Origin of the sequence: Streptomyces sp. NBC_01224 (genome assembly GCF_036002945.1) — a bacterium.
GTDB lineage: Bacteria > Actinomycetota > Actinomycetes > Streptomycetales > Streptomycetaceae > Streptomyces.
In genome coordinates this window covers 7,300,529-7,320,348 of record NZ_CP108529.1, presented here as the reverse complement: position 1 = coordinate 7,320,348, position 19,820 = coordinate 7,300,529, and the positions used below count along the sequence as shown (strand labels likewise).

The window sequence follows — 19,820 nt, the reverse complement described above, 5'->3', positions numbered from 1 at the left end:
TGCGTTCACCGAGCAGAGCCATGACAACCCGTTGCGCGGGGACGACATGACCGACACCGGGAAGGGCACACCTCCATGACCGTCTCCGTGGCACTGTTCACCTCCGACCTGCGGGTGCACGACAACCCGGTGCTGCGGGCCGCGGTGCGGGACGCGGATGCCGTCGTTGCGCTGTTCGTGCGCGACAAGGGCATCCACCGGGCCGGCTTCGACGCGCCGAACCGGCGGGCGTTCCTCGCCGACTGCCTCGCCGACCTCGACGCGGGGCTGCGCCGCCGCGGCGGACGGCTCGTCGTCCGGGACGCCGACGTGGTGGCCGCTGCCCGTGCCGTGGTCGTGGAGACCGGTGCGCGGAGTCTGCACATCGCCGGCGGGGTGAGCGGATACGCGATGCGTCGCGAGGCGCGGCTTCATACGGCTCTGGCAGCTGTCGGCTGCGCCCTGCACGTCCACGACGCGGTTGTCACCGCGCTCGCCCCGGGCCGGATCGTCCCGGCGGGCCGTGATCACTACGCGGTGTTCACCCCGTACTTCCGCCGTTGGGAGGCGGCGGGAGTACGGGGAACACTGACCGCGCCACGCGCGGTGCGGCTGCCGGACGGCGTGGAGTCCGGGCCGTTGCCGGAACGGGCGGAGGTGGCCGGGGTCTCCCCCGGGCTCGCCAGGGGCGGCGAGTCGGCCGGACGCCGGCTGCTGTCGTCCTGGCTGCACGGCCCCCTGGCCGACTACGAGAGCCGTCACGACGATCTGGCCGGTGACGCGACCTCCAGGCTCTCCCCGTACCTCCACTTCGGCTGTCTCTCGGCGGCCGAAGTGATCAACCGGGCGAGGCAGCGGGGCGGACCGGGCGCCGACGCGTTTGTACGGCAGCTGGCGTGGCGGGACTTCCATCACCAGGTGCTCGCCGCACGGCCGGACGCCGCCTGGGAGGACTACCGCACGCGGCACGACCGCTGGCGGTCCGACGAGGACGAGGTCGAGGCCTGGCGCGCGGGGCGCACAGGCTATCCGCTGGTCGACGCGGCGATGCGACAGCTGGCGTACGAGGGCTGGATGCACAACCGGGGCCGGATGCTCGTGGCCTGCTTCCTCACCAAGACGCTGTACGCGGACTGGCGGGTGGGTGCCCGGCACTTCCTGGACCTGCTGGTCGACGGCGACGTGGCGAACAATCAACTCAACTGGCAGTGGATGGCGGGTACCGGAACCGACACCCGCCCCAACCGGGTCCTGAACCCGGTGATCCAGGGCAAGCGGTTCGATCCGCGCGGCGTCTACGTGCGCCGCTGGGTGCCGGAGCTTGCGGAACTGGCGGACGGCGAGATCCATGAGCCATGGAAACTGACCGGTCCGCGCCGGGCCGCGATCGACTACCCGGATCCGCTCGTCGACCTGGCAGAGGCACGGGCCCGGTTCGAACGGGCACGCGGCTTGGACTGAAAACGCGATCCCGCCGATCGGCAGGAAGCTCATCCTCGGCGGTGCCACCGGCGTCGCCGCTGCCGCGACCGGCGCGGTCGCGCGTCGCCGCTGCCCTGTCGTGCCCCTCCCCCGAGTGGCAGGCACCGACCGGACCCCCTCCGCCTCCGGGAGCTTCCGGATGCCTCTCGGCTGTGATGTGTCATAGGTGTCGCCGGGATCGGCCGGAAAGACTCACACCCGATCGGGTGACAGACCAATCCGTCCGGCGCAGGGCGACGAATCCCCGTTGTGAGTGAAGATCGAGATGATTCGCAGCGAACCGGGGCCACTTGGTCCCGGCGACCGGGCCGGGCGCGCGCCGCCCTCGCCGCGCTCAGCGGTCTGATCGCCGGGTTCTGCGCCCTGGCGGTCGCCGAGCTGGTCGCGGCCGTCGTACGTCCCGAGGCAGGCCCGGTCACGGCAGTGGGCAGTGCGGTGATCGACCGCACTCCCCCGGCCGTGAGGGACTTCGCCGTACGGAACTTCGGTACCGCCGACAAGCTGGTGCTCCAGCTCGGGATCCTGATCCTTCTGGCGCTCTTCGCCATGGCGGTCGGGGTGCTGGCACTGCGGCACCGGCGGCTCGGTTCAGCCGCTGTCCTGGTCTTCGGTCTGGTCGGGGCAGTGGCGGCGGCAGAGCGTCCGGAGGGCGCGCCCGCCGACGCGCTGCCTTCGGTGGTGGGTGCCGCGGTGGCCGTAGGAGTGCTGTATCTCCTGGTCGGACGGCTCGCACCGGCTCTGCGTCCCTCTCCCGCGGCCGGGGAGAGGGACGCAGAGGCGAACGGCATCCTCGACCGCCGTGGCTTCGTGGTCGCGGCGACCGCCGCGACGGTGGCCTCCGCCGTCGCGGGACTCCTGGGGCGGCGGCTCACGTCCTCCGTCCAGGCCGGAGCCTCCGCTTCACGTCATGACCTGGTCCTGCCGGTACCCCGTTCCGCCGCACCGGCGGTCCCGGCGGGCGCCGATCTGAGGATCCGGGGGCTGAGCTCGTTCATCACCCCGAACAAGGACTTCTACCGGGTGGACACGGCTCTGGTCGTGCCACGCGTCGACGCCGACACGTGGCAGCTGAAGATCCATGGCAGGGGTGTGGCACGGCCCGTCACCGTCGGCTTCCACGACCTGCTGCGAAGGGAGGTCATCGAGCGCGACATCACGTTGACCTGCGTGTCCAACGAGGTCGGCGGACCTTACGTCGGCAACGCCAGGTGGCTCGGTGTACGACTGGACGATCTGTTGCGCGATGCCGGGGTGCGCCCGCCGTCTAAGGGCGGGCCCGCCGACCAGATCGTGGCGCGTTCCATCGACGGCATGACGATCGGCACACCGGTCGAGAGGGTCATGGACGGGCGCGACGCGATGCTCGCTTTCGGCATGAACGGCGAGCCACTGCCCTTCGAGCACGGCTTCCCGGTCCGGATGGTCGTTCCCGGCCTGTACGGATACGTGTCCGCGTGCAAGTGGATCAAGGACATCGAACTCACCACGTTCGATGCCTACGACGCCTACTGGGTCCAACGGAGCTGGGCCCAGGAGGCACCGGTCAAGACCGAGTCGCGGATCGATACCCCCCGTCCGTTCACCTCCCCGAAGGCCGGCATCGTGCCGGTGGCCGGGGTGGCCTGGGCCCAGCACCGCGGTATCTCCAGGGTTGAGGTCCGGGTGGACGGCGGGGAGTGGCTGACGGCACGGCTGGCTGCCGCGGACACCCAGGACACCTGGCGCCAGTGGGTGTGGGAGTGGCCCGCCGCCTCCGGCCATCACACCCTTGAGGTTCGCGCCACCGACGGAACCGGCGCCACCCAGACCGGCGATCGTGTGGGCACCGTGCCCAACGGTGCGACCGGCTGGCACTCGGTGGTGGTCGACGTGCCCTGAACCGGGGCACACCGAGCCGGGGCACACCCCGACCGCACCACCCGCTCCACGGAGCACGGCTCACAAGCGTGTACGGGAGGAGATCGCCCTCCGTACGCTGACCGGATGAACCGTCTGAACGTCGTGGATCGGCAGGACCGGGTGGCGGGTGCCGTCGTCGGATCGGCGGTCGGTGACGCGCTGGGGGCGCCGTTCGAGTTCGGCCCCGCCGGTGTGTACGCGGCCCGCTTCCCGGACGGCGTCGGCACGATGTGCGGGGGTGGCGGCTGGAATCCGGGCGAGGCCACGGACGACACACAGATGGCCGTTCTGGTCGCGGAGTCCCTGCTGGAACGGGACGGCCTCGACCTCCCCGACATGTTCGGCCGGTTTCGCCGATGGGCGCAGGGTGGGCCGAAGGACATCGGCCTGCAGACCGAGGACGTCCTGACGAGCGGTGACTCCTGGGACCTCGCGGCAGCGCTGCACTTCCAGGTCAACGGGCGTGCGGCGGGCAACGGTTCGCTGATGCGGGCCGCCGCACCGGCGGTGTACTTCGCGCGGGCCGGGCGGGCGGCGACGATGGGCGCCGCACGCAGGATCGCCGCGCTGACGCACGGCGACCGGGCCGCCTGGGAGGGCACCGCCGTGTTCCATGAACTGATCCGGGTGGCACTGGACGGTGACGATCCGCTCGCCGCCGTCCCGGGCGCCCTGGACCGGGTGCACGAGGATCACCGCGAGCGCTGGGCCACCGTCCTCGCGCCCGGCTGGCATCCGGACGCGGCAACGGAGTTCAACGGTGCGGTGTGGCCGTGCCTGGGCACCGCGCTCTGGGCACTGCGCACGACACGTACGTACGAGAACGCCCTGGCCGCAGCGGTCGACGTGGGTGGGGACACGGACACGGTCGCGGCGGTGACCGGCGGCCTGGCGGGGGCGGTGTACGGCTTCGAAGCGATTCCGTCGCGCTGGACGGAGCCCCTGCACGTGCCGCTGCCGGGGCACGGGGACCGTGTGCTGCGGACGCCCGATCTGCTGGCCCTGGCCCGGCGGCTGGACGGTGACCCATCTGGTGCGATTCCCACGGACATCCGCACGCCTTGAATCTACACGTAAGGGTGAGATAAGAGCAGAATGTCCATAACAGGCCATTCTGCACACAAAGGCGCCGTTCAGGTCTGCGACAGCGAAGGAGACGAACCCATGTCAAACGTCTCGCACACCGGCCGTGACATGGCCAGTCACCCCGATATCTCCGAAATGCGCGATCGCTACACCCGAATGCTCGGCGGGCGTGATGTGGCCCTGGTGGACGCACCGGTGTTCCTCATCGGTCTCTACTGCGCCATCTCGCCCTGGGTGCTCCACTTCACGGCGAGTCAGCCCGCACTCATGACGAACAACCTGATCATGGGTATCGCGATCGCCGTTCTGGGCCTCGGGTTCACCGTCATGCCGGAGCGGATGTACGGCCTGAGCTGGGCCATATGCGCCATGGGCGCCTGGTTGATCGCCTCGACGTGGGTCGTCGGCAGCGGCCCCGGCCTGGGCATCATCCTCAACAACGTCATCATCGGCGGACTGACCGTACTGCTGGGGTTGGTCTGCGTAGTGGTGTCGATGAAGAGCGGCAAGCGCTCGGCCTGAGACAGGGAACCTCTCGGCCGGTCCGCGTGAAGCGGACCGGCCGAGGGCTGCCGGGCCGGTGCCGCGTATCAGACCTGCCGGAACGGCAGATAGTCCACGTCGTACCCGAAGTACCGCGGCCCGGCGAGGGCCAGGCCGCCCGGTGTGGTCCACCGCGGGTCGCAAGGGGCCGCGAGGACGCTGACGCGCAGGCCGTAGCGCAGGCCCTCCGTCGTCACCGGGTCACCGGTGTCGGTGTCCAGCACGCAGATGAGGTCGGGCGTGGTGGCGACCGTCTCGCCGTCGCGGGTGGCGAGCAGATGCTCGTTCTGGAAACCGAGTTCCAGGATCCGGCCCGCGTCGTGGCCGATGCCCTCGATACGGGCGCTGCCCCGGGCGAAGCCTCCCTGGGTGCGGCGGCTGACGTCGACGACCTTGCCGGTCAGCAGATGGGTGCCGGACAGCATGGTGCGGGCCGCGTGCACCGGGTCGGCGTGCGCCGCGCGCGCCTCGCGGACGGCGGCGCCGAGCCGTTCGGCGAGCGTCAGCGTGGCGGGGACGAGACCGTCGGCGAGCTGGTCCCCCCGCATCACGGTGTCGGCGCTGGAGATCTGGCAGCCGAGTTCCACGCAGACGGCCCGGGCGATGCGCTCGGCGGCGTGGTTGGAGACGGCGTCGACGATGATGCTGTTGCCCTTGTCGTCGGCGAGCGCCATCGGTGTGTTGGCCACTCCGATCAGACCGGGCAACACCATCTGCGCCTCGGGAAAGGCGCGGCCCATGGCGTCGCCGTCGACCAGCGGCAGCCCCGCCTCGGCGGCGCAGGCGATGGGCAGCATGGAGTTGACGCCGCCGACCTCGATCGGCGCGATGTGGGTGGCGGGCCGGCCGATGTGCTTCTCCAGGGCGCGCAGGGCGGCCACTTCCTCGCCACCGGCCGGGACACGTTCCAGCAGCACCGTCGGCGCGCCCATCCCGGAAACGGGTACGACGGTCGCGTCGGCCGGCACCTCGTCGAAGGCGACGAGCCGGACCGGACCGTGCTTGCGGATGGCCTCGCGGGCCAGCAGCTTGCCGATGTACGGGTCACCGCCCCCGCCGGTGCCCAGGATGCCCGCGCCGCGCGCGATGTCGTCCAGATTGTCGAGGTTGATCTCACGCATGTGACGCTGCTCCATGGGTGTCGCGCGCCCCGGCCGGGGCGTGGGTGCTGCCGATGCCGTTCAGGTCGAGGTCGCCGACGGCCTTGACCCGGATACGGGTTGCGCCGCCCGGCAGATAGGCGAGCGGGACCTCCTCCACGTCCACGATGCGGACCGTGCCGGACCTGGCGCCGGCGCTCTCGGCCCGGCCCACGGCCTCCTCGCGGGCCTCGGCCAGTACGGAGTCCCTGCGCCCCTCGGGGACCTGGAAGACCCGGTCCACCTCCCCGCCGACCTGGGCGATGGCGGCGCCCACGGCGTTGGCGACGTCGAAGTGGCCGGGGCGGCGCACATCGTCGAAACCGGGCAGGGCCGAAGGCACCAGCACACTGCCGCCACCCACCGCGACCACCGGCAGCGGTCCGGCCGAAGTGCGCATCCGGTCGACGGTCTCGGCCAGCCGCTCGGCGATCCGGTCGAGCGCACGGGCGGTGAACTCCGGGTCCAGATGCGCGACACGGGAGCGGTCGCCGATGTCGGCGCGGCCCGCAGCGACCGCGAGATCGGTCGCGGTCAGGGTCGTACCACCGAAGACCAGCGCCTCCTCGGTGAGCCGGAAGCCGACCGAGCGGGGGCCGGTCTCGCCGTCGGCCGACACCAAGGATCCGCCGCCGATACCGAGCGAGAGGACGTCGGGGATACGGAAGTTGGTGCGGATGCCCGCGGCCTCGCTCTCGCCCGCCGCCTCGCGCGGGAAGCCGCCCGCCAGTATGCCGACGTCCGCGGTGGTGCCGCCGACGTCGACGACCGCGCAGTCGCCGAGACCGGACAGGAACGCGGCGCCGCGCATCGAGTTGGTGGGCCCGGAGGCGAAGGTCGCCACCGGGTAGGCGCGGGCGAAGTCCACGTCCATCAGGGTGCCGTCGTTCTGCGACAGGAAGAACGGGGCGGTCAGCGAGACCTCGGCGAGCGACTTGGCGAACGACTCCACGATCGCGGTCGCCAGGTCGCGCAGGGCCGCGTTGATGATCGTGGCGTTCTCGCGGGCGAGCAGTCCGATCCGGCCCAGTTCGTGGGAGAGCGAGAAGTGGACGCCCGGGCCCAGCTCCGCGCCGAGGATCTCGGCGGCCCGGCGCTCGTCCTCCTCGGCGACCGGTGAGAACACGGACGAGATGGCCACCGAGGTCAGCCCGCGCGCGGCGATGTCGGCGGCGGTGCGCTTCAGCTCCTTGGGGTCGAGCGGCGACAGCGGCCGTCCGTCGAACTCCCGCCCGCCGTGGCAGAGATAGCCGTGCCCGCCGACGGCCGCCCGCTGGCGATCCGGCCAGTCGGTCATCGGCGGCAGGGCGGCCGTCGCGGGCAGGCCGAGGCGTACGGCGGCGACGGGTGCGAGCCGGGCGCCCTCGATCAGCGCATTGAGGAAGTGGGTCGTGCCGATCATGACGGCGTCGACGGATTCCATCGGCGGGTCGAGTGCCCGGATCGCCGCGGTGACGCCGGAGGTGATGTCGGAGGTGGTGGGGGTCTTCGCGGTCGCGACGATCCGGTCGTCGTCCCCGAGAAGGGCGGCGTCGGTGTTGGTGCCTCCGACGTCGATTCCGATGCGCATGGGGTGTCTGTCTTTCGTAGGGGGTGGGGATGTCCGGGTGGGCGTACGGGTCAGGCGGTGGCGTTCGACGACCAGGCCGTGCCCGCTTCCGCCTCGATCGCCGCGGCGGGTCGTACGGGCTGTTGGAACGGCAGGTCGCGGGCGCCGCGCACCAGGCCGAGCTTGCCGAGGACGACATAGCCGAGCCCGGCCAGCAGCAGGGAGTCGAGTGCCGGGATCCCCCACCACTGGTAGTGGTCGCCGAGCCAGCCGAACAGGGATGCGGCGGCCCACAGGGCGATCGTGGCCGGCACCCAGCTGGGTTCGGTCTCGGGCAGCCGTCCGACGGAGCGGGACGCGTCGAGCTGCGGCCGCCACTTCTTCACCACGAAGTACTCGGCGACCATGATTCCGGCGACCGGCGGGGTGAGGACGCCGAGCACCGTGAGGAAGTCGGTGAACCGGTCCAGGATCCCGGCGGCGGCGGCGAGGCTGCCGAGCACCCCGATCGTGACGGTCGTGCCGACCCGGTTCAGCCGGACCTTGAAGAGCGCCTCGACCGCGCCTATCAGGCCGAGCGACGACGAGTACAGATTCCAGTTGTTGATCTTCACGGTGGCGGAGACCAGGACGATGACGCCGATGACGCCGGAGGAGGACGTGATGATGGCAATCAGGTCGGAGGACTTCACCGCGTAGGCGAGCAGCACACCGCCGAGGCCCAGGACGTATTCACCGAGGCTGATGCCGACGACGGTCTGCTTGACGACATCGCCGGTGTTGCGGTTGAAGCGGGTCATGTCGGGGGTGGTGACCGCGCCGACGATGTACGAGCCGGCGACGATGGTCGCGCCGGTGGCGATGGACATGTGGGCGCCGAACGGCGCGGAGGCCACCAGGTCGCCGATGTTGTGCCGGGAGAACTCGACCATCATCGCCCAGCCCGCGAGGCCGAGGAAGGCGGGGACGGTGACGAACGCGGTCCAGCCCATGGCGCGGAAACCGCGCAGCACGAGCGCGGTGACGGCGAGCCCGCAGATCAGGCACCAGGCCCAGACGGGCAGCGCGGGCACGATGGAGTGCAGTCCGGCCGCGAACACCGCCGTCTGCACACCGAACCAGCCGAACAGGCTGACCGCGATGACGAGTCCGATGAGGGTGGAGCCGTAACGTCCGAAGCCGGTCCAGCGGACCAGCATCGAGGTGGACAGGCCCTCCCGCATACCGGCGATGCCGACAAAGATGCAGACGATCTCCAGGATCACCGAGCCGAGCGTGAACGCCCAGAACGCGCCCCAGAAGGAGAGCCCGGCGCCGAGCGCGGCGCCCAGCAGGAACTGCGTCAGGTCGGAGAGCTGGCCGAAGCGCTGCACGGCGACGTTGAACCAGGAGTAGCGGGCCGCGCGCGGCACCCGCTCCAGCGGGTAGTCCTCGTCCGTCTGTGCCTGCGACGGCTGCAGCGGCTGCTCCTGCTTGTGTGCGGATGGCTGTGGTTGCACATCGAACTGCTGGGTCATGGGGACGGTCCTCGGGTGGGCGGGGCGGGCAGGAGGGCGCAGCAGCACGACACCGGGCTGCTCCGAAGGGGAGAAATGAGGTGGGGAGCGGGGGTCAGAGCGGGAGAGGCGGTCCCACGGCCCGTGCGCGAAGGAGTACCGCGCCCGGCAGATACGGCACCGGTACGTCCGGCTCGGCATGGGTGCGTACACGCCGGGGATCGGCCCCTGCCCGTACAGCGCCGGCCCGGGCCAGGTCCCGTACCTCGTCGCGTACGGCATCGAGGCGGCGGCCGGGCTCTCGGCGGACGATGCGGTCGTAGTGCCCGCCGACCGGGCTGGCCGCCGCGCCGAACGCCCCGGCGACGCCGCCGTGTTCGGGCCTCACGACGTCGAATCCGGCAAGTACCCGGCCGGGCACACCGCCCGCACCGCCGCCGACCAGGATCAGCGGGAGGAGTCCGGCCGCGGGGCGCATCCGGTCGGCGGCCTCGGCCAGTTCGCGGTGCGCGTCGGCGCTCACGGTGATCAGGTCGGGGAAGCGCAGGGTGACCGGGACGCCGCCGATGCGTTCGCCGGGGCCGGCCTCCTGCGGGTAGCCGCCGGTCAGCGCTCCGACCCGGGCGCGACGTTCGCCGATGTCGGCGACCACGGCGTCGCGGAGTCCGGCCAGGAGTCCGGCGCCGCGGATGGTGCAGGCCGGGCCGCTGCCCAGGCTGAGTCCGGGCTGGCGGCGCAGATACTCCAGGCTCATCAGGGTGCCGTCGCTGCGGGTGACGAGGACGGCGGCACCCGGGGCGAGGCCGAGGCCCGGAAGCATGGCAGTCAGCTCGTCGGCCACCCGCGCCACGAGCACGGACAGGGCCGCATCGAGGACCGTGGCGTTCTCTCGGGCCAGCAGGTCGAGGGTGCCGACGTCGCTGGAGAGCAGGACGGTCGTTTCGGGGCCCGTCTCGGCGCGCAGGATCTCGGCGGCTTCCCGCTCCTGGCTGCCGTCGACGGGCGAGAACACGGCGGTGACCGCGAACGCCTCGGCGCGGCCCGCGAGCGCGGCACCGAACCGGGCGACGGCGTCCCGGTCGAGCGGAGTGGTGTCACGGGGGGCGAGGCCCCCGCCGCCCCTGACATTCGCGGTGCCCGCGCACACGGCGTCGCGCAGTGCCTCGGGCCAGCCGAACAACGGCCGCACGGCGTCGGCGGCGGCGCCCCCGACGCGCAGCACTCCGACCCGGGCCAGCCCGTCCCGCTCCTTCACCGCACGGGCGGCGACCCGCAGCCCCACGGCGAGCTGGGTGGCCCGGCGGCGCAGCTCGGCAGGCAGCGCACCGACGGCAGCGGCGAGCGACCCGACGGCGTCACCGGCGACCGAGGGCACCTTGACGGCCCGTACCGCCCGATCACCGTCGAGGAGGACGGCATCGGTGTTGGTGGGCCCTACATCCACACCGAGGATCACGAGGTGCCTCCCTGGGGCGGGCGACCGCGGGTGATCGGAGAACCGTCGTGGGCGACCCCACCGGGCCCACCGAAGCCTGCGAGTCCTGCGAGTCCGAAGGCGGACGGGCCCGCCAGTCGCAGGCCGCTCGGCGTGTACCAGGCCGGGGCGGAGGGCAGCGTGACGAGGTGGACGCGGAGGCCGTAGCGGACCTCCTCGACCGGGACGGCCCAGCCCGTCGTCACGTCGACCAGGGCGATCACGTCCGGCACTACGGCGAGCGGTGTGCCGTCCTCCAGGGCCGCGACGAACTCGCTGCGGGCCTCGACGAGCACCAGCCGTCCCGCGTCGGGGCCCGCGCCCTCCAGCAGAACGCCCGTCGCGTCGTCGCCGTCGGCGTCCTCGGTGGCGTACCTGCGGACCGAGGAGACCTTGCCGGTGAGCAGCGGTGCCGGGCCTTCGCCACGGCCGAGGGCGAGTGCGCGCGTGACGGATCCGGCGACGGCGTGCCGGGCCGCCTGCCCGGCGGTGAGCGGGTAGTCGGTGGATGCGGCCCGCCCCCCGAAGGCGACGACGGCGGCGCGGGCGAACTGTTCGAGGTGCGCGCCGTCGACATCGTCGATGACGACGGTGTGGCCGTGTTCGTCGGCGAGGACGGCCGGTCCCGGACGCAGTCCGGCCAGTTCGAGAACGTTCTGGTCCATGCGCGGAAAGGCGCGGCCCATCGAGTCGGCATCGAGCAGCGGCAGCCCGAGCCGGGCCGCCCAGGCGACGGCGACACAGCCGTTGAGGCCGCCGATCTCGCTGCTCATCACCGCGGCCACCGGCGCACCGTGCAGGGTCTCGAAGCGGGCGCGCAGCCGTGCGGGTTCGTCCCGGCCGCCGATCCGCTCGGCGGAGACCGCGGGCGACCCCACGAGCCCGACGGGCATGACGAGCGCGTCGGCGGGCAGCGCGGCCGGGTCGACGACGGGCACCGGACCGCACTCCTCGATCGCCTGTCCGGCGACGGGAAGGGTCACATCGGCGGGTCCGCCGCCCCCCGACCCCAGGACGGCACAGCCCCGCGCGAAGTCGGCGAGTGCTCCGGCGTCCACGTGCATGAAACCCAGCGTAGGGAGGCAGAGCACGCCTCGTATGGGCCGACGGCTCACGATTGAACAGCTCGATGTGCTTGCAGCACACTGGATGGATGCCAAACATCTTGGAGCTCCTCTCCTCCCCCGGACTCGACGGGGTCCGACCGCTGGTGGGCCCGCTGGACGCGGTGGAGGTCACGGGGGTGCGCCTGGAACCGCGCCCGGACCGGCTAGCCGCCATGCCCGCCGGGACGGCCGCCGTGCTGCTGTCGCCGGTGCCGGGGCATCTGCTGGATGTGGCGGTACGGGACGCGGCGGCAGCGGGGGCCGCCGCGCTGGTCCTGACGGGTGTGACGGAGGCGCCGCACGGGCTGCCCGCCGAGGTGACGGCGACGGCGCGGGCGCTCGCCGAGCGGGGCCGGGTCGCGGTGCTGTACGCCGACGGCGATCTCGCCGGTCTCGTGGTGGCCGTGGAGCGGGCGGTGGCCGGGTCCGCGGCCGACGCGCTGGCCCGGGTGGCGGCCGCGGCGCGGGAGGTGACGGCCGTCGCGGGTGCCCCGGACCGGGTGGCCGCGGCGGCTGCCCGCGCCCTCGGCGTACCCGTGGAACTGCGGGCAGCGGGTCCGGGTGAGGAGGGCGCGGCCGCCGCGGGCCCGGACGGTGAGATCCGGCTCGCGGCCCCGGCCCGCCCAGGTCACGCGGGGTCGGCGGTGCGCTCCGTCCTCGCGCTGGCGGCCCTCGCGGCGGCGGGCGGCGGACACGGCGACGTCCCCGTTCGGTCCCGCGGCCGGCTGCTCGCCGAACTGCTCGTGGCCCCGCAGGACCAGGCCGCCCGACTGGCCGCCCGCGGCCGGGCGCTCGCGCTGCCCGTCGACGGCTGGCACATCGCGCTGCGTGTGGAGGCCGGCGGCCTCGACGCCACGAACCGGCCGAAGGCACTGGACGCGGTGATGTCCCAGGCGCTGACCCTGCTCCGGACCTGGGACGGACCGGCGGCGCACCCCACCGCCCCCGTGCCACCGCCCACCGACACCGTCCAGTGGAACGCCGCCCTGGTCGACGACGCCCTCGTCCTGCTCAGCACCTGGCCCGCCGACCCGGGGACGGACGGGCGGCGCGCCACCCTGGCCCGTGCCCGGCGTGTGGTGGACCGGCTGGCCGGACTGCGCCCGGAGGCCGGATTGAGATGCGGCTTGGGCTCACCGCACCGGGGCCCGCTGGGCATCCGCACCTCCGCCCGCGAGGCCCGGGCCGCCGTACCGCGCGGTGCGGGTCCGACGGTGGCCGCGCATGACGCGGTGGGCCTCGACCGGATGCTGCTGGAGTGGTACGCCTCCGACACGGCACGCGAAGCGGTCGCCGAACTCCTGGCCCCCGTACTGGCGTTGGGTCCGGAACGCGCCGAGCCGCTGCTGCGCACGCTCCAGGGGTACCTGGACCACAAAAACTCGCCCGCCCGTGCGGCGGAGGCCCTGCATCTGCACCGGAACGCGGTGGGCGCGCGCATTCGCAAGATCGTCCAGCTGACGGGCGCAGATCTGAACGAGCCGGATGTCCGCCTCGCACTCCAACTGGCTTGCCGCGCGGGCCTGTCCACGTCCCCGGGCGAGCCGTCCGCACAGCCGGACCTCAGGCCCTGACGCCCACCACCCCGGACCTCAGGCCCTGACGCCCTCACGCCCACGATCCGCAGCGCCGCAGCTGCCGTGGCCGCCGGACACGATGGAAGTCCGCGAACCGCTCTGCCCGCACCCCGGGCAGTACGTACAGCGCCCCGAGGTTGCAGGGACCGCCGCACAGCAGCGCCGCATCGGAGCGGCACAGCCCCCGCAGCCGGTCCTCCGCGGCCGTATCGCCGGCCGTGAGGAGCCGCCTCGCCGCCGCCGGCGACGGGGTGACCGTGGACTCCAGGAGCTCGGCAAGCAGGTCCTCCTTGCCCGCCACACAGTGGTAGATCGTCGCCCGGCGCATGCCCGGCTGAATGTCACCGTGGGAGACACGGTGACGGCGGGTCAGCCCATGCCGGCGCTGAAGGCGATGAAGATGGAGTCCCGTGTCCACGCTCCCGCCGCCGGAATCGTCACGGAGGTCCTCACCCGGCCGGGTGCCCAGGTGGAGCCGGGTACGGCGTTGCCGGTCCTGGCCCCGCCCCACAAGAACCGAGGAACACACATGCCGACCCCTACCCGCTCCCTCGTCGTCACTCGTGTCCGAGCCGCCTATGCCCGCATCGAAGCGGTCGACCGCCCCGATCTCTGGATCGGTCTGCGCCCCCGGCCGGACGTGGAGGCCGAGGCCCGGAGCCTCGAAGCCCGCCTTGCCGCAGGGGAACACCTCCCCCTCGCGGGCCGTCTGCTGGCGGTCAAGGGCAACATCGATGTGGCCGGCCTCCCCACCACCGCGGGCTGCCCCTCGTACGCGTACGAGCCGAGCTCCGACGCCCCGGTGGTCGCCCGCCTCCGTGGCGCGGGAGCGCTGGTGATCGGGACGACCAACCTGGATCAGTTCGCCACGGGCCTGGTCGGCACCCGTTCCCCGTACGGCGCTGTCCGCAACGCGCTCGATCCGGACCGGGTCAGCGGCGGCTCCAGCTCCGGTTCGGCGGTCGCCGTCGCCCTGGGCATCGCGGATCTCGCGCTGGGCACGGACACCGCGGGCTCCGGCCGGATCCCCGCCGCGTTCAACGGCATCGTCGGCCTGAAGCCGACCCGCGGCCTCGTCCCGACGGACGGTGTGGTCCCCGCCTGCGCCAGCCTGGACTGCGTCACCGTCTTCGCCCGTACGCTCCCCGAGGCCGAACAGGCGATGGCCCTGATGGCCACGCCCACCCCGCAGCCCGACCACTCCCGTGTTCCGGGCCCCTGGCGGATCGCGGTCCCGCCCACCGGACAACTCGGCGATCTCGATCCCGGCTGGGCGGCGGCCTACGAGTCGACGGCCGCCCGCCTCCGCGCGGCGGGCGCGGTGCTCCAGGCCATCGACCTGACCCCGTTCACCGAGGCCACCGCGATGCTGTACGAGGGTGCGTTCGTCGCCGAACGCTACACCGCGGTGGGAGCATTCATCGACGGCGCACCCACCGCGCCCGACCTCGACCCCACGGTCGCCCGGATCATCACCGCGGCCCGTGACATCCCGGCGCACCAACTCTTCGCCGACCAGGCGAGGCTGGCCACCCTCCGCACCGCCGCGACAGCCGCGCTCGGCGACGCGGACGCCCTCCTGCTGCCCACCGCGCCGGGCCACCCCACGCTCTCCGAGGTCGCCGCCGACCCGCTGGGCGCCAATGCCCGCCTCGGCCGGTTCACCGACTCCACCAACCTGTTCGACCTGTGCGCGGTGGCAGCCCCTGCGGGCGACGTGGACGGCCTGCCGTTCGGCGTGATGCTGATCGGCCCGGCGCACACCGATGAACGCCTGGCCCGAATCGCCACGCTGCTGACCCCACCCACCCGGATCGCGGTGGTGGGCGCCCACCTGACCGGCGAACCCCTGAACCCCCAACTCCTTTCCCTGGGCGCCCGTCTGATCCGGACCACGACCACCGCCCCCGTCTACCGCCTGCACGCCCTGCGCACGTACCCGCCCGAGCCCGGACTGGAACGGATCGGGGAGGGCGGGGCCGCGATCGAGGCAGAGCTGTGGGAGCTGCCCGCGGAAGGACTCGGGCGACTCGTCGCCGCTCTCCCGGCGCCCGTGACGCTGGGCCGGGTCGAACTCGCGGACGGAGCCACGGTGACCGGCTTCCTGTGCGAGCCGTACGCGCTGGAAGGCGCCGCGGACATCACATCGCACGGCGGTTGGCGCGCGTACCTCGGCCGTTGATCCCAGAAACAGTTGACTCGTCACCAACACGCCTGTTCCACTGGGCAGATGCGCCCTCAGCTGCGGCTGGTCACCCGTGACCACATCGACTTCGGTCGAGTGTGGTCCGCCTCGTGTTGTTCCTGACTGCTCCGACGTCAGCGCTTCACACGACCGGTTTCCCCGCAGCACGAGATGAGGCTTCGCCATGCCCGTCGAGTTTCTCGGCATCGCAGCAACCAATGAAGGTTCCGAAGTGACACCCCGCTCCGGGGCGTCCTTCGACAAGGCGTACACACTCAAACTGGCCCGCGCACACGAGGACCACGGCTGGGACCGAGTGCTGTTCGCCTACGGCTCCGGCTCCCCCGATCCGTCCCCCGCCGCCGCCTACATCGCGGCCCGTACCGAAACGCTCCAGATCCTGGTCGCGCACCGCCCCAACGTCTCGTACCCGACGTTCGCGGCCAAGACCTTCGCAACCCTGGACCGGATCAGCGACGGCCGCCTCGCCGTGCACTTCATCACCGGCGGCAATGACCACGAGCAGCAGCGCGAGGGCGACTTCCTCACCAAGGACGAGCGGTACGCGCGCACCCGTGAGGCCATCCAGATCATCAAGAAGGCGTGGACGTCGCACGAGCCCTTCGATCACGAGGGCACGCACTACCGCTTCAACGACTTCGTGAGCGACACCTTCCCCGTGCAGCAGCCGCATCCGCGGGTGTCGTTCGGGGGTTCCTCACCGGCGGCGTACGCGGCCGGGGGTGCCGAAGCCGACATCTACTGCCTGTGGGGCGAACCGCTGGCTCAGACCGCGGAACAGATCGCATCGGTGAAGGCCGCGGCGAAGGCCGCCGGCCGTACGGATGTCCCCAGGATCCAGGTCGCCTTCCGGCCGGTCATCGCACCGACCGAGGAACTGGCCTGGGAAAAGGCTCACCGAACGCTGGCACGCATCAAGGCCCGCAAGGCCGGCGCACCGCTGAGCCGCCGTCACCCGCTGAACAGCCCTGAGAACGCCGGCTCCCAACGACTCCTCGCGGTGGCGGCCGAGGGCGAGCGCCACGACCGGGCACTGTGGACACCGACCGCGGCAGAGACGGGCGGCGCCGGCAATTCGACGGCCTTGGTAGGAACACCGGAGACGGTGGCGCAGGCGCTGCTGGACTACTACGACCTGGGCGTGGAAATCCTGTCCGCCCGCGGCTACGACCTGCTGGACGACGCCATCGACTTCGGAAGGCACGTCATCCCGATAGTCCGCGAGGAAGTGGCCAAGCGGGACGCGGCCCGCACAACCCCGTAATGCCAAGAGGTGCCGGGCGGGCCGACAAACCCGACCCGCCCGGCACCCTCCCGGCCCGTCCGGCGTTCGAGGACCGGGGTCGGGGGCAGAGCCCCGGTTTCGGGAAGGGGCGGGGTAGGGGGACAAGCCCGCCGCAGGCGCACCGCCCCGCACCCCGCAGACCTCAGCCCACAGAGCTGTAAGCCACGACCCCCCGCAACACCGCTTCCACCGCCTTACGCGCGCTCCGCGCCACAGAGCTACCGTCCCGCGGAGCCGCAGCCGCGATCTGCCCCAGCACATCGATCACCTGCTTGCACCACCGCACGAAGTCCCCCGCCGGCATCTCCGCCTCGCGCAGCACCTCGTCCAGCGTCCGCCCCGAGGCCCACATGTAGACCGCCCAGGCAAACCCCAGGTCGGGTTCACGCTGCCCGACCCCCTCCGCCTGGTTGATCTTGAATTCCTCCTCCAGGGCATCCAGCCGGCCCCAGATATGAACCATCTCGCCCATCGCGGTCTTCGCGGGCCCCGACGGCAGCTTCGGCGCCACCGCGTCATCGGCCTGCCGCGCCTCGTACACCAACGCCGAGACGCACGCAGCGAGTTCGGCAGGGTTCAGGCCCTCCCACACCCCGGCCCGCAGGCATTCGCTCGCCAGCAGATCCAGCTCGCCGTAGAGCCGCGCAAGCCGCCGCCCGTGTTCGGTGACCTCATTGCCCCGCAGATAGTCGAGCTCGGTGAGCAGTGCGACGATCCGGTCGAAAGTGCGGGCGATCGTGTTCGTCCGCCCCTCGATCCTCCGCTCCAGCTGCCTGGTGTCGCGCTGCAGCCGGTGATACCGCTCGGCCCATCGGGCATGGTCCTCACGCTCGTCGCACCCGTGGCAGGGGTGCGCGCGCAGCTCCGCCCGGTAGCGGGCGATCTCCCGGTCGTCAGCCGCGGCGGACCGCCCCTTGCGGTGCCGCTCCGGCACTATGTGCCCGGCCTTGGTCCGCAGCGCGGAGGCCAGATCGCGGCGCGACTGCGGCGAGCGCGGGTTGAAAGATTTCGGCACCCGCATCCGCTCCACGGCCTCCACCGGAACGGGGAAGTCGATCGAGGCGAGCCTCTTCACCTGCCGCTCGGCGGTCAGCACCAACGGCCGCGGCTCGTCGTGGTATTCGAGCCCGCGGTGCCCGTGCCCATTGGTCCGTCCAGCGGGCAGCCCCGGGTCGAGGACCAGTGCAAGTCCGGCGAACTTGCCGGTGGGGACATGGATGACATCGCCGGGCTTGAGCTTCTCCAGGGACGCCGCGGCCGCAGCCCGCCGCTGCGACGCGCCCTGCTTGGCGAGCTCCGTCTCCCGGTCCTTGAGTTCGCGGCGCAGTCGCGCGTACTCCTCGAAGTCACCGAGGTGGCAGGTCATGCCCTCCCGGTAGCCCTCCAGTCCCTCTTCGTTCCGCTGGACCTGCCGGGAGATCCCGACCACCGACCGGTCTGCCTGGAACTGTGCGAAGGAGGTCTCCAGCAGCTCGCGCGAGCGGTGCCGCCCGAACTGCTGCACCAGGTTCACGGCCATGTTGTACGAGGGCCTGAAGCTGGACCGCAGCGGATACGTACGCGTACCCGCGAGTCCGGCCAGCGCCCCCGGGTCCATGCCGCGCTGCCACAGCACCACCGCATGGCCTTCGACGTCGATCCCACGCCGTCCGGCCCGCCCGGTCAGCTGGGTGTACTCGCCCGGGGTGATGTCGGCGTGCTGTTCGCCGTTCCACTTGACGAGCTTCTCCAACACGACCGAGCGTGCGGGCATGTTGATGCCGAGGGCGAGGGTCTCCGTCGCGAAGACGGCCTTGACCAGCCCTCGTACGAACAGTTCCTCGACGACTTCCTTGAACGTGGGCAGCATGCCGGCGTGGTGCGCGGCAATGCCTCGCTCCAGCCCTTCGAGCCACTCGTAGTAGCCCAGGACATGGAGGTCCTCGCCGGGGATGGACGCGGTCCGCTCCTCGACGATCTCGCGGACCAGGCGGCGCTTGTCCTCGTCGTTGAGCCGCAGTCCGGCGTGCAGGCACTGCTGTACGGCGGCCTCGCAGCCGGCCCGGCTGAAGATGAACGTGATGGCAGGGAGCAGCCCTTCGGCGTCCAGCCGGTCGATGACCTCGGGCCTGGCCGGGGTCCAGATCCGGCTGCGCTGGCGCCGTTCGCGCTCACGGTCCGCCTCGCGGACCATCTTGCCCCGGCGGCGTTCACGCGGGTTGTACGCCCGCTGGTTCTCCATCCGGACGAGCCGGACCAGATCGGGGTTGACCTCGCGGCGTCCGGCGCCGCGGCCGCCGTGATCGGTCTCCTCCTCGAAGAGGTCGTACATCCGGCGGCCTGCCAGCACGTGCTGCCAGAGCGGCACGGAGCGGTGCTCGGAGACGATGACCTGGGTGTCGCCGCGGACGGTGTCCAGCCAGTCGCCGAACTCCTCGGCGTTGGACACGGTCGCCGACAGTGACACCAGGGTCACGGAGTCCGGGAGGTGAATGATCACTTCCTCCCAGACGGCGCCCCGGAAGCGGTCGGAGAGGTAATGCACCTCGTCCATCACCACATAGCCGAGGCCGCGCAGCGCCTGCGAGCCCGCGTACAGCATGTTCCGCAGCACTTCGGTGGTCATGACGACCACCGGGGCATCGCCGTTGACACTGTTGTCACCGGTCAGCAGGCCGACCTTGTCCGGTCCGTAGCGCTTGACCAGATCGGCGAACTTCTGGTTGGACAGGGCCTTGATCGGGGTGGTGTAGAAGCACTTGCGGCCCTGTTCGAGGGCGAGGTGCACGGCGAACTCGCCGACGATGGTCTTGCCCGAGCCGGTCGGGGCGGCGACAAGCACCCCCTTGCCGGCCTCCAGTGCCTCGCAGGCCTCGATCTGGTAGGGGTCCAGATCGAACTCGTACATCTCGCGGAAGGGCGCGAGTGCGGTGGCCAGCTCGGCGGCACGGATCCGAGAAGCCTGGTATCGCTCAGCTGGTGAGAGGTCCTCTGTCATCTTGCTTACGAGCCTACCCGCC

General features: G+C 72.0%; 13 protein-coding genes and 1 pseudogene. 7 read left to right on the top strand and 7 right to left on the bottom strand.

All coding sequences use genetic code 11. From position 1 onward, the window contains the following. Nucleotides 1-75 precede the first annotated feature (75 nt). The 4 genes from OG609_RS32930 (at nucleotide 76) to OG609_RS32915 (ending at nucleotide 4,968) form a co-directional block, all read left to right on the top strand. Nucleotides 76-1,440 (top strand): cryptochrome/photolyase family protein, encoded by a 1,365-nt coding sequence (locus OG609_RS32930; RefSeq protein WP_327276159.1) that lies wholly within the window; start codon nucleotides 76-78, stop codon nucleotides 1,438-1,440. Between the two features lie 270 nt (nucleotides 1,441-1,710). Continuing rightward, nucleotides 1,711-3,339, top strand: a complete 1,629-nt coding sequence (locus tag OG609_RS32925; protein ID WP_385650128.1) for a molybdopterin-dependent oxidoreductase — start codon at nucleotides 1,711-1,713, stop codon at nucleotides 3,337-3,339. A gap of 105 nt (nucleotides 3,340-3,444) precedes the next feature. Further along, nucleotides 3,445-4,425: an ADP-ribosylglycohydrolase family protein gene (locus tag OG609_RS32920; RefSeq protein WP_327276158.1), complete on the top strand. Its 981-nt coding sequence runs from the start codon at nucleotides 3,445-3,447 to the stop codon at nucleotides 4,423-4,425. A gap of 99 nt (nucleotides 4,426-4,524) precedes the next feature. Further along, nucleotides 4,525-4,968, top strand: coding sequence for an SPW repeat protein (locus OG609_RS32915; protein ID WP_327276157.1), 444 nt, complete (start codon nucleotides 4,525-4,527; stop codon nucleotides 4,966-4,968). A 68-nt stretch (nucleotides 4,969-5,036) separates the two neighbouring features. Here OG609_RS32915 and OG609_RS32910 read toward each other — a convergent pair whose 3' ends face one another. From OG609_RS32910 to OG609_RS32890, 5 genes are all read right to left on the bottom strand, one after another. After that, a complete protein-coding gene (locus OG609_RS32910; RefSeq protein WP_327276156.1) occupies nucleotides 5,037-6,110 on the bottom strand; it encodes a DUF917 domain-containing protein in 1,074 nt (357 codons plus the stop codon). Next, nucleotides 6,103-7,698, bottom strand: coding sequence for a hydantoinase/oxoprolinase family protein (locus tag OG609_RS32905; RefSeq protein WP_327276155.1), 1,596 nt, complete (start codon nucleotides 7,696-7,698; stop codon nucleotides 6,103-6,105). The genes OG609_RS32910 and OG609_RS32905 overlap by 8 nt, the downstream gene beginning before the upstream one ends. 50 nt (nucleotides 7,699-7,748) lie before the next feature. Further along, a complete protein-coding gene (locus OG609_RS32900) occupies nucleotides 7,749-9,194 on the bottom strand; it encodes a purine-cytosine permease family protein (protein WP_327276154.1) in 1,446 nt (481 codons plus the stop codon). Nucleotides 9,195-9,288: 94 nt separating this feature from the next. Continuing rightward, nucleotides 9,289-10,629, bottom strand: coding sequence for a hydantoinase/oxoprolinase N-terminal domain-containing protein (locus OG609_RS32895; protein ID WP_327276153.1), 1,341 nt, complete (start codon nucleotides 10,627-10,629; stop codon nucleotides 9,289-9,291). Then, nucleotides 10,626-11,711 (bottom strand): DUF917 domain-containing protein, encoded by a 1,086-nt coding sequence (locus OG609_RS32890; RefSeq protein ID WP_327276152.1) that lies wholly within the window; start codon nucleotides 11,709-11,711, stop codon nucleotides 10,626-10,628. The genes OG609_RS32895 and OG609_RS32890 overlap by 4 nt, the downstream gene beginning before the upstream one ends. Before the next feature lie 89 nt (nucleotides 11,712-11,800). On the opposite strand from OG609_RS32890, the gene OG609_RS32885 reads away from it, so the two are divergent. Next, on the top strand, nucleotides 11,801-13,327 hold the full coding sequence (locus OG609_RS32885) for a PucR family transcriptional regulator (RefSeq protein ID WP_327276151.1): 1,527 nt from the start codon (nucleotides 11,801-11,803) through the stop codon (nucleotides 13,325-13,327). 73 nt (nucleotides 13,328-13,400) lie between these two features. Here the strand turns inward: OG609_RS32885 and OG609_RS32880 are convergent. Beyond that, nucleotides 13,401-13,661, bottom strand: a pseudogene (locus OG609_RS32880) (TetR/AcrR family transcriptional regulator); the annotation flags it as partial. Nucleotides 13,662-13,676: 15 nt separating this feature from the next. Between OG609_RS32880 and atzF the strand changes: the two are divergent. Next, the gene (atzF, locus tag OG609_RS32875; protein WP_327276150.1) at nucleotides 13,677-15,512 is read left to right on the top strand and encodes an allophanate hydrolase; all 1,836 of its coding nucleotides are present in this window, start codon (nucleotides 13,677-13,679) and stop codon (nucleotides 15,510-15,512) included. Between the two features lie 187 nt (nucleotides 15,513-15,699). Continuing rightward, the gene (locus OG609_RS32870) at nucleotides 15,700-16,800 is read left to right on the top strand and encodes an LLM class flavin-dependent oxidoreductase (protein ID WP_327276149.1); all 1,101 of its coding nucleotides are present in this window, start codon (nucleotides 15,700-15,702) and stop codon (nucleotides 16,798-16,800) included. 163 nt (nucleotides 16,801-16,963) lie between these two features. On the opposite strand, the gene OG609_RS32865 is transcribed toward OG609_RS32870, so the two are convergent. After that, nucleotides 16,964-19,798 carry a DEAD/DEAH box helicase gene (locus OG609_RS32865; RefSeq protein WP_327276148.1) on the bottom strand — a complete coding sequence of 945 codons (2,835 nt, stop codon included), beginning with the start codon at nucleotides 19,796-19,798 and terminating at the stop codon, nucleotides 16,964-16,966. Between the last annotated feature and the right edge of the window lie 22 nt (nucleotides 19,799-19,820).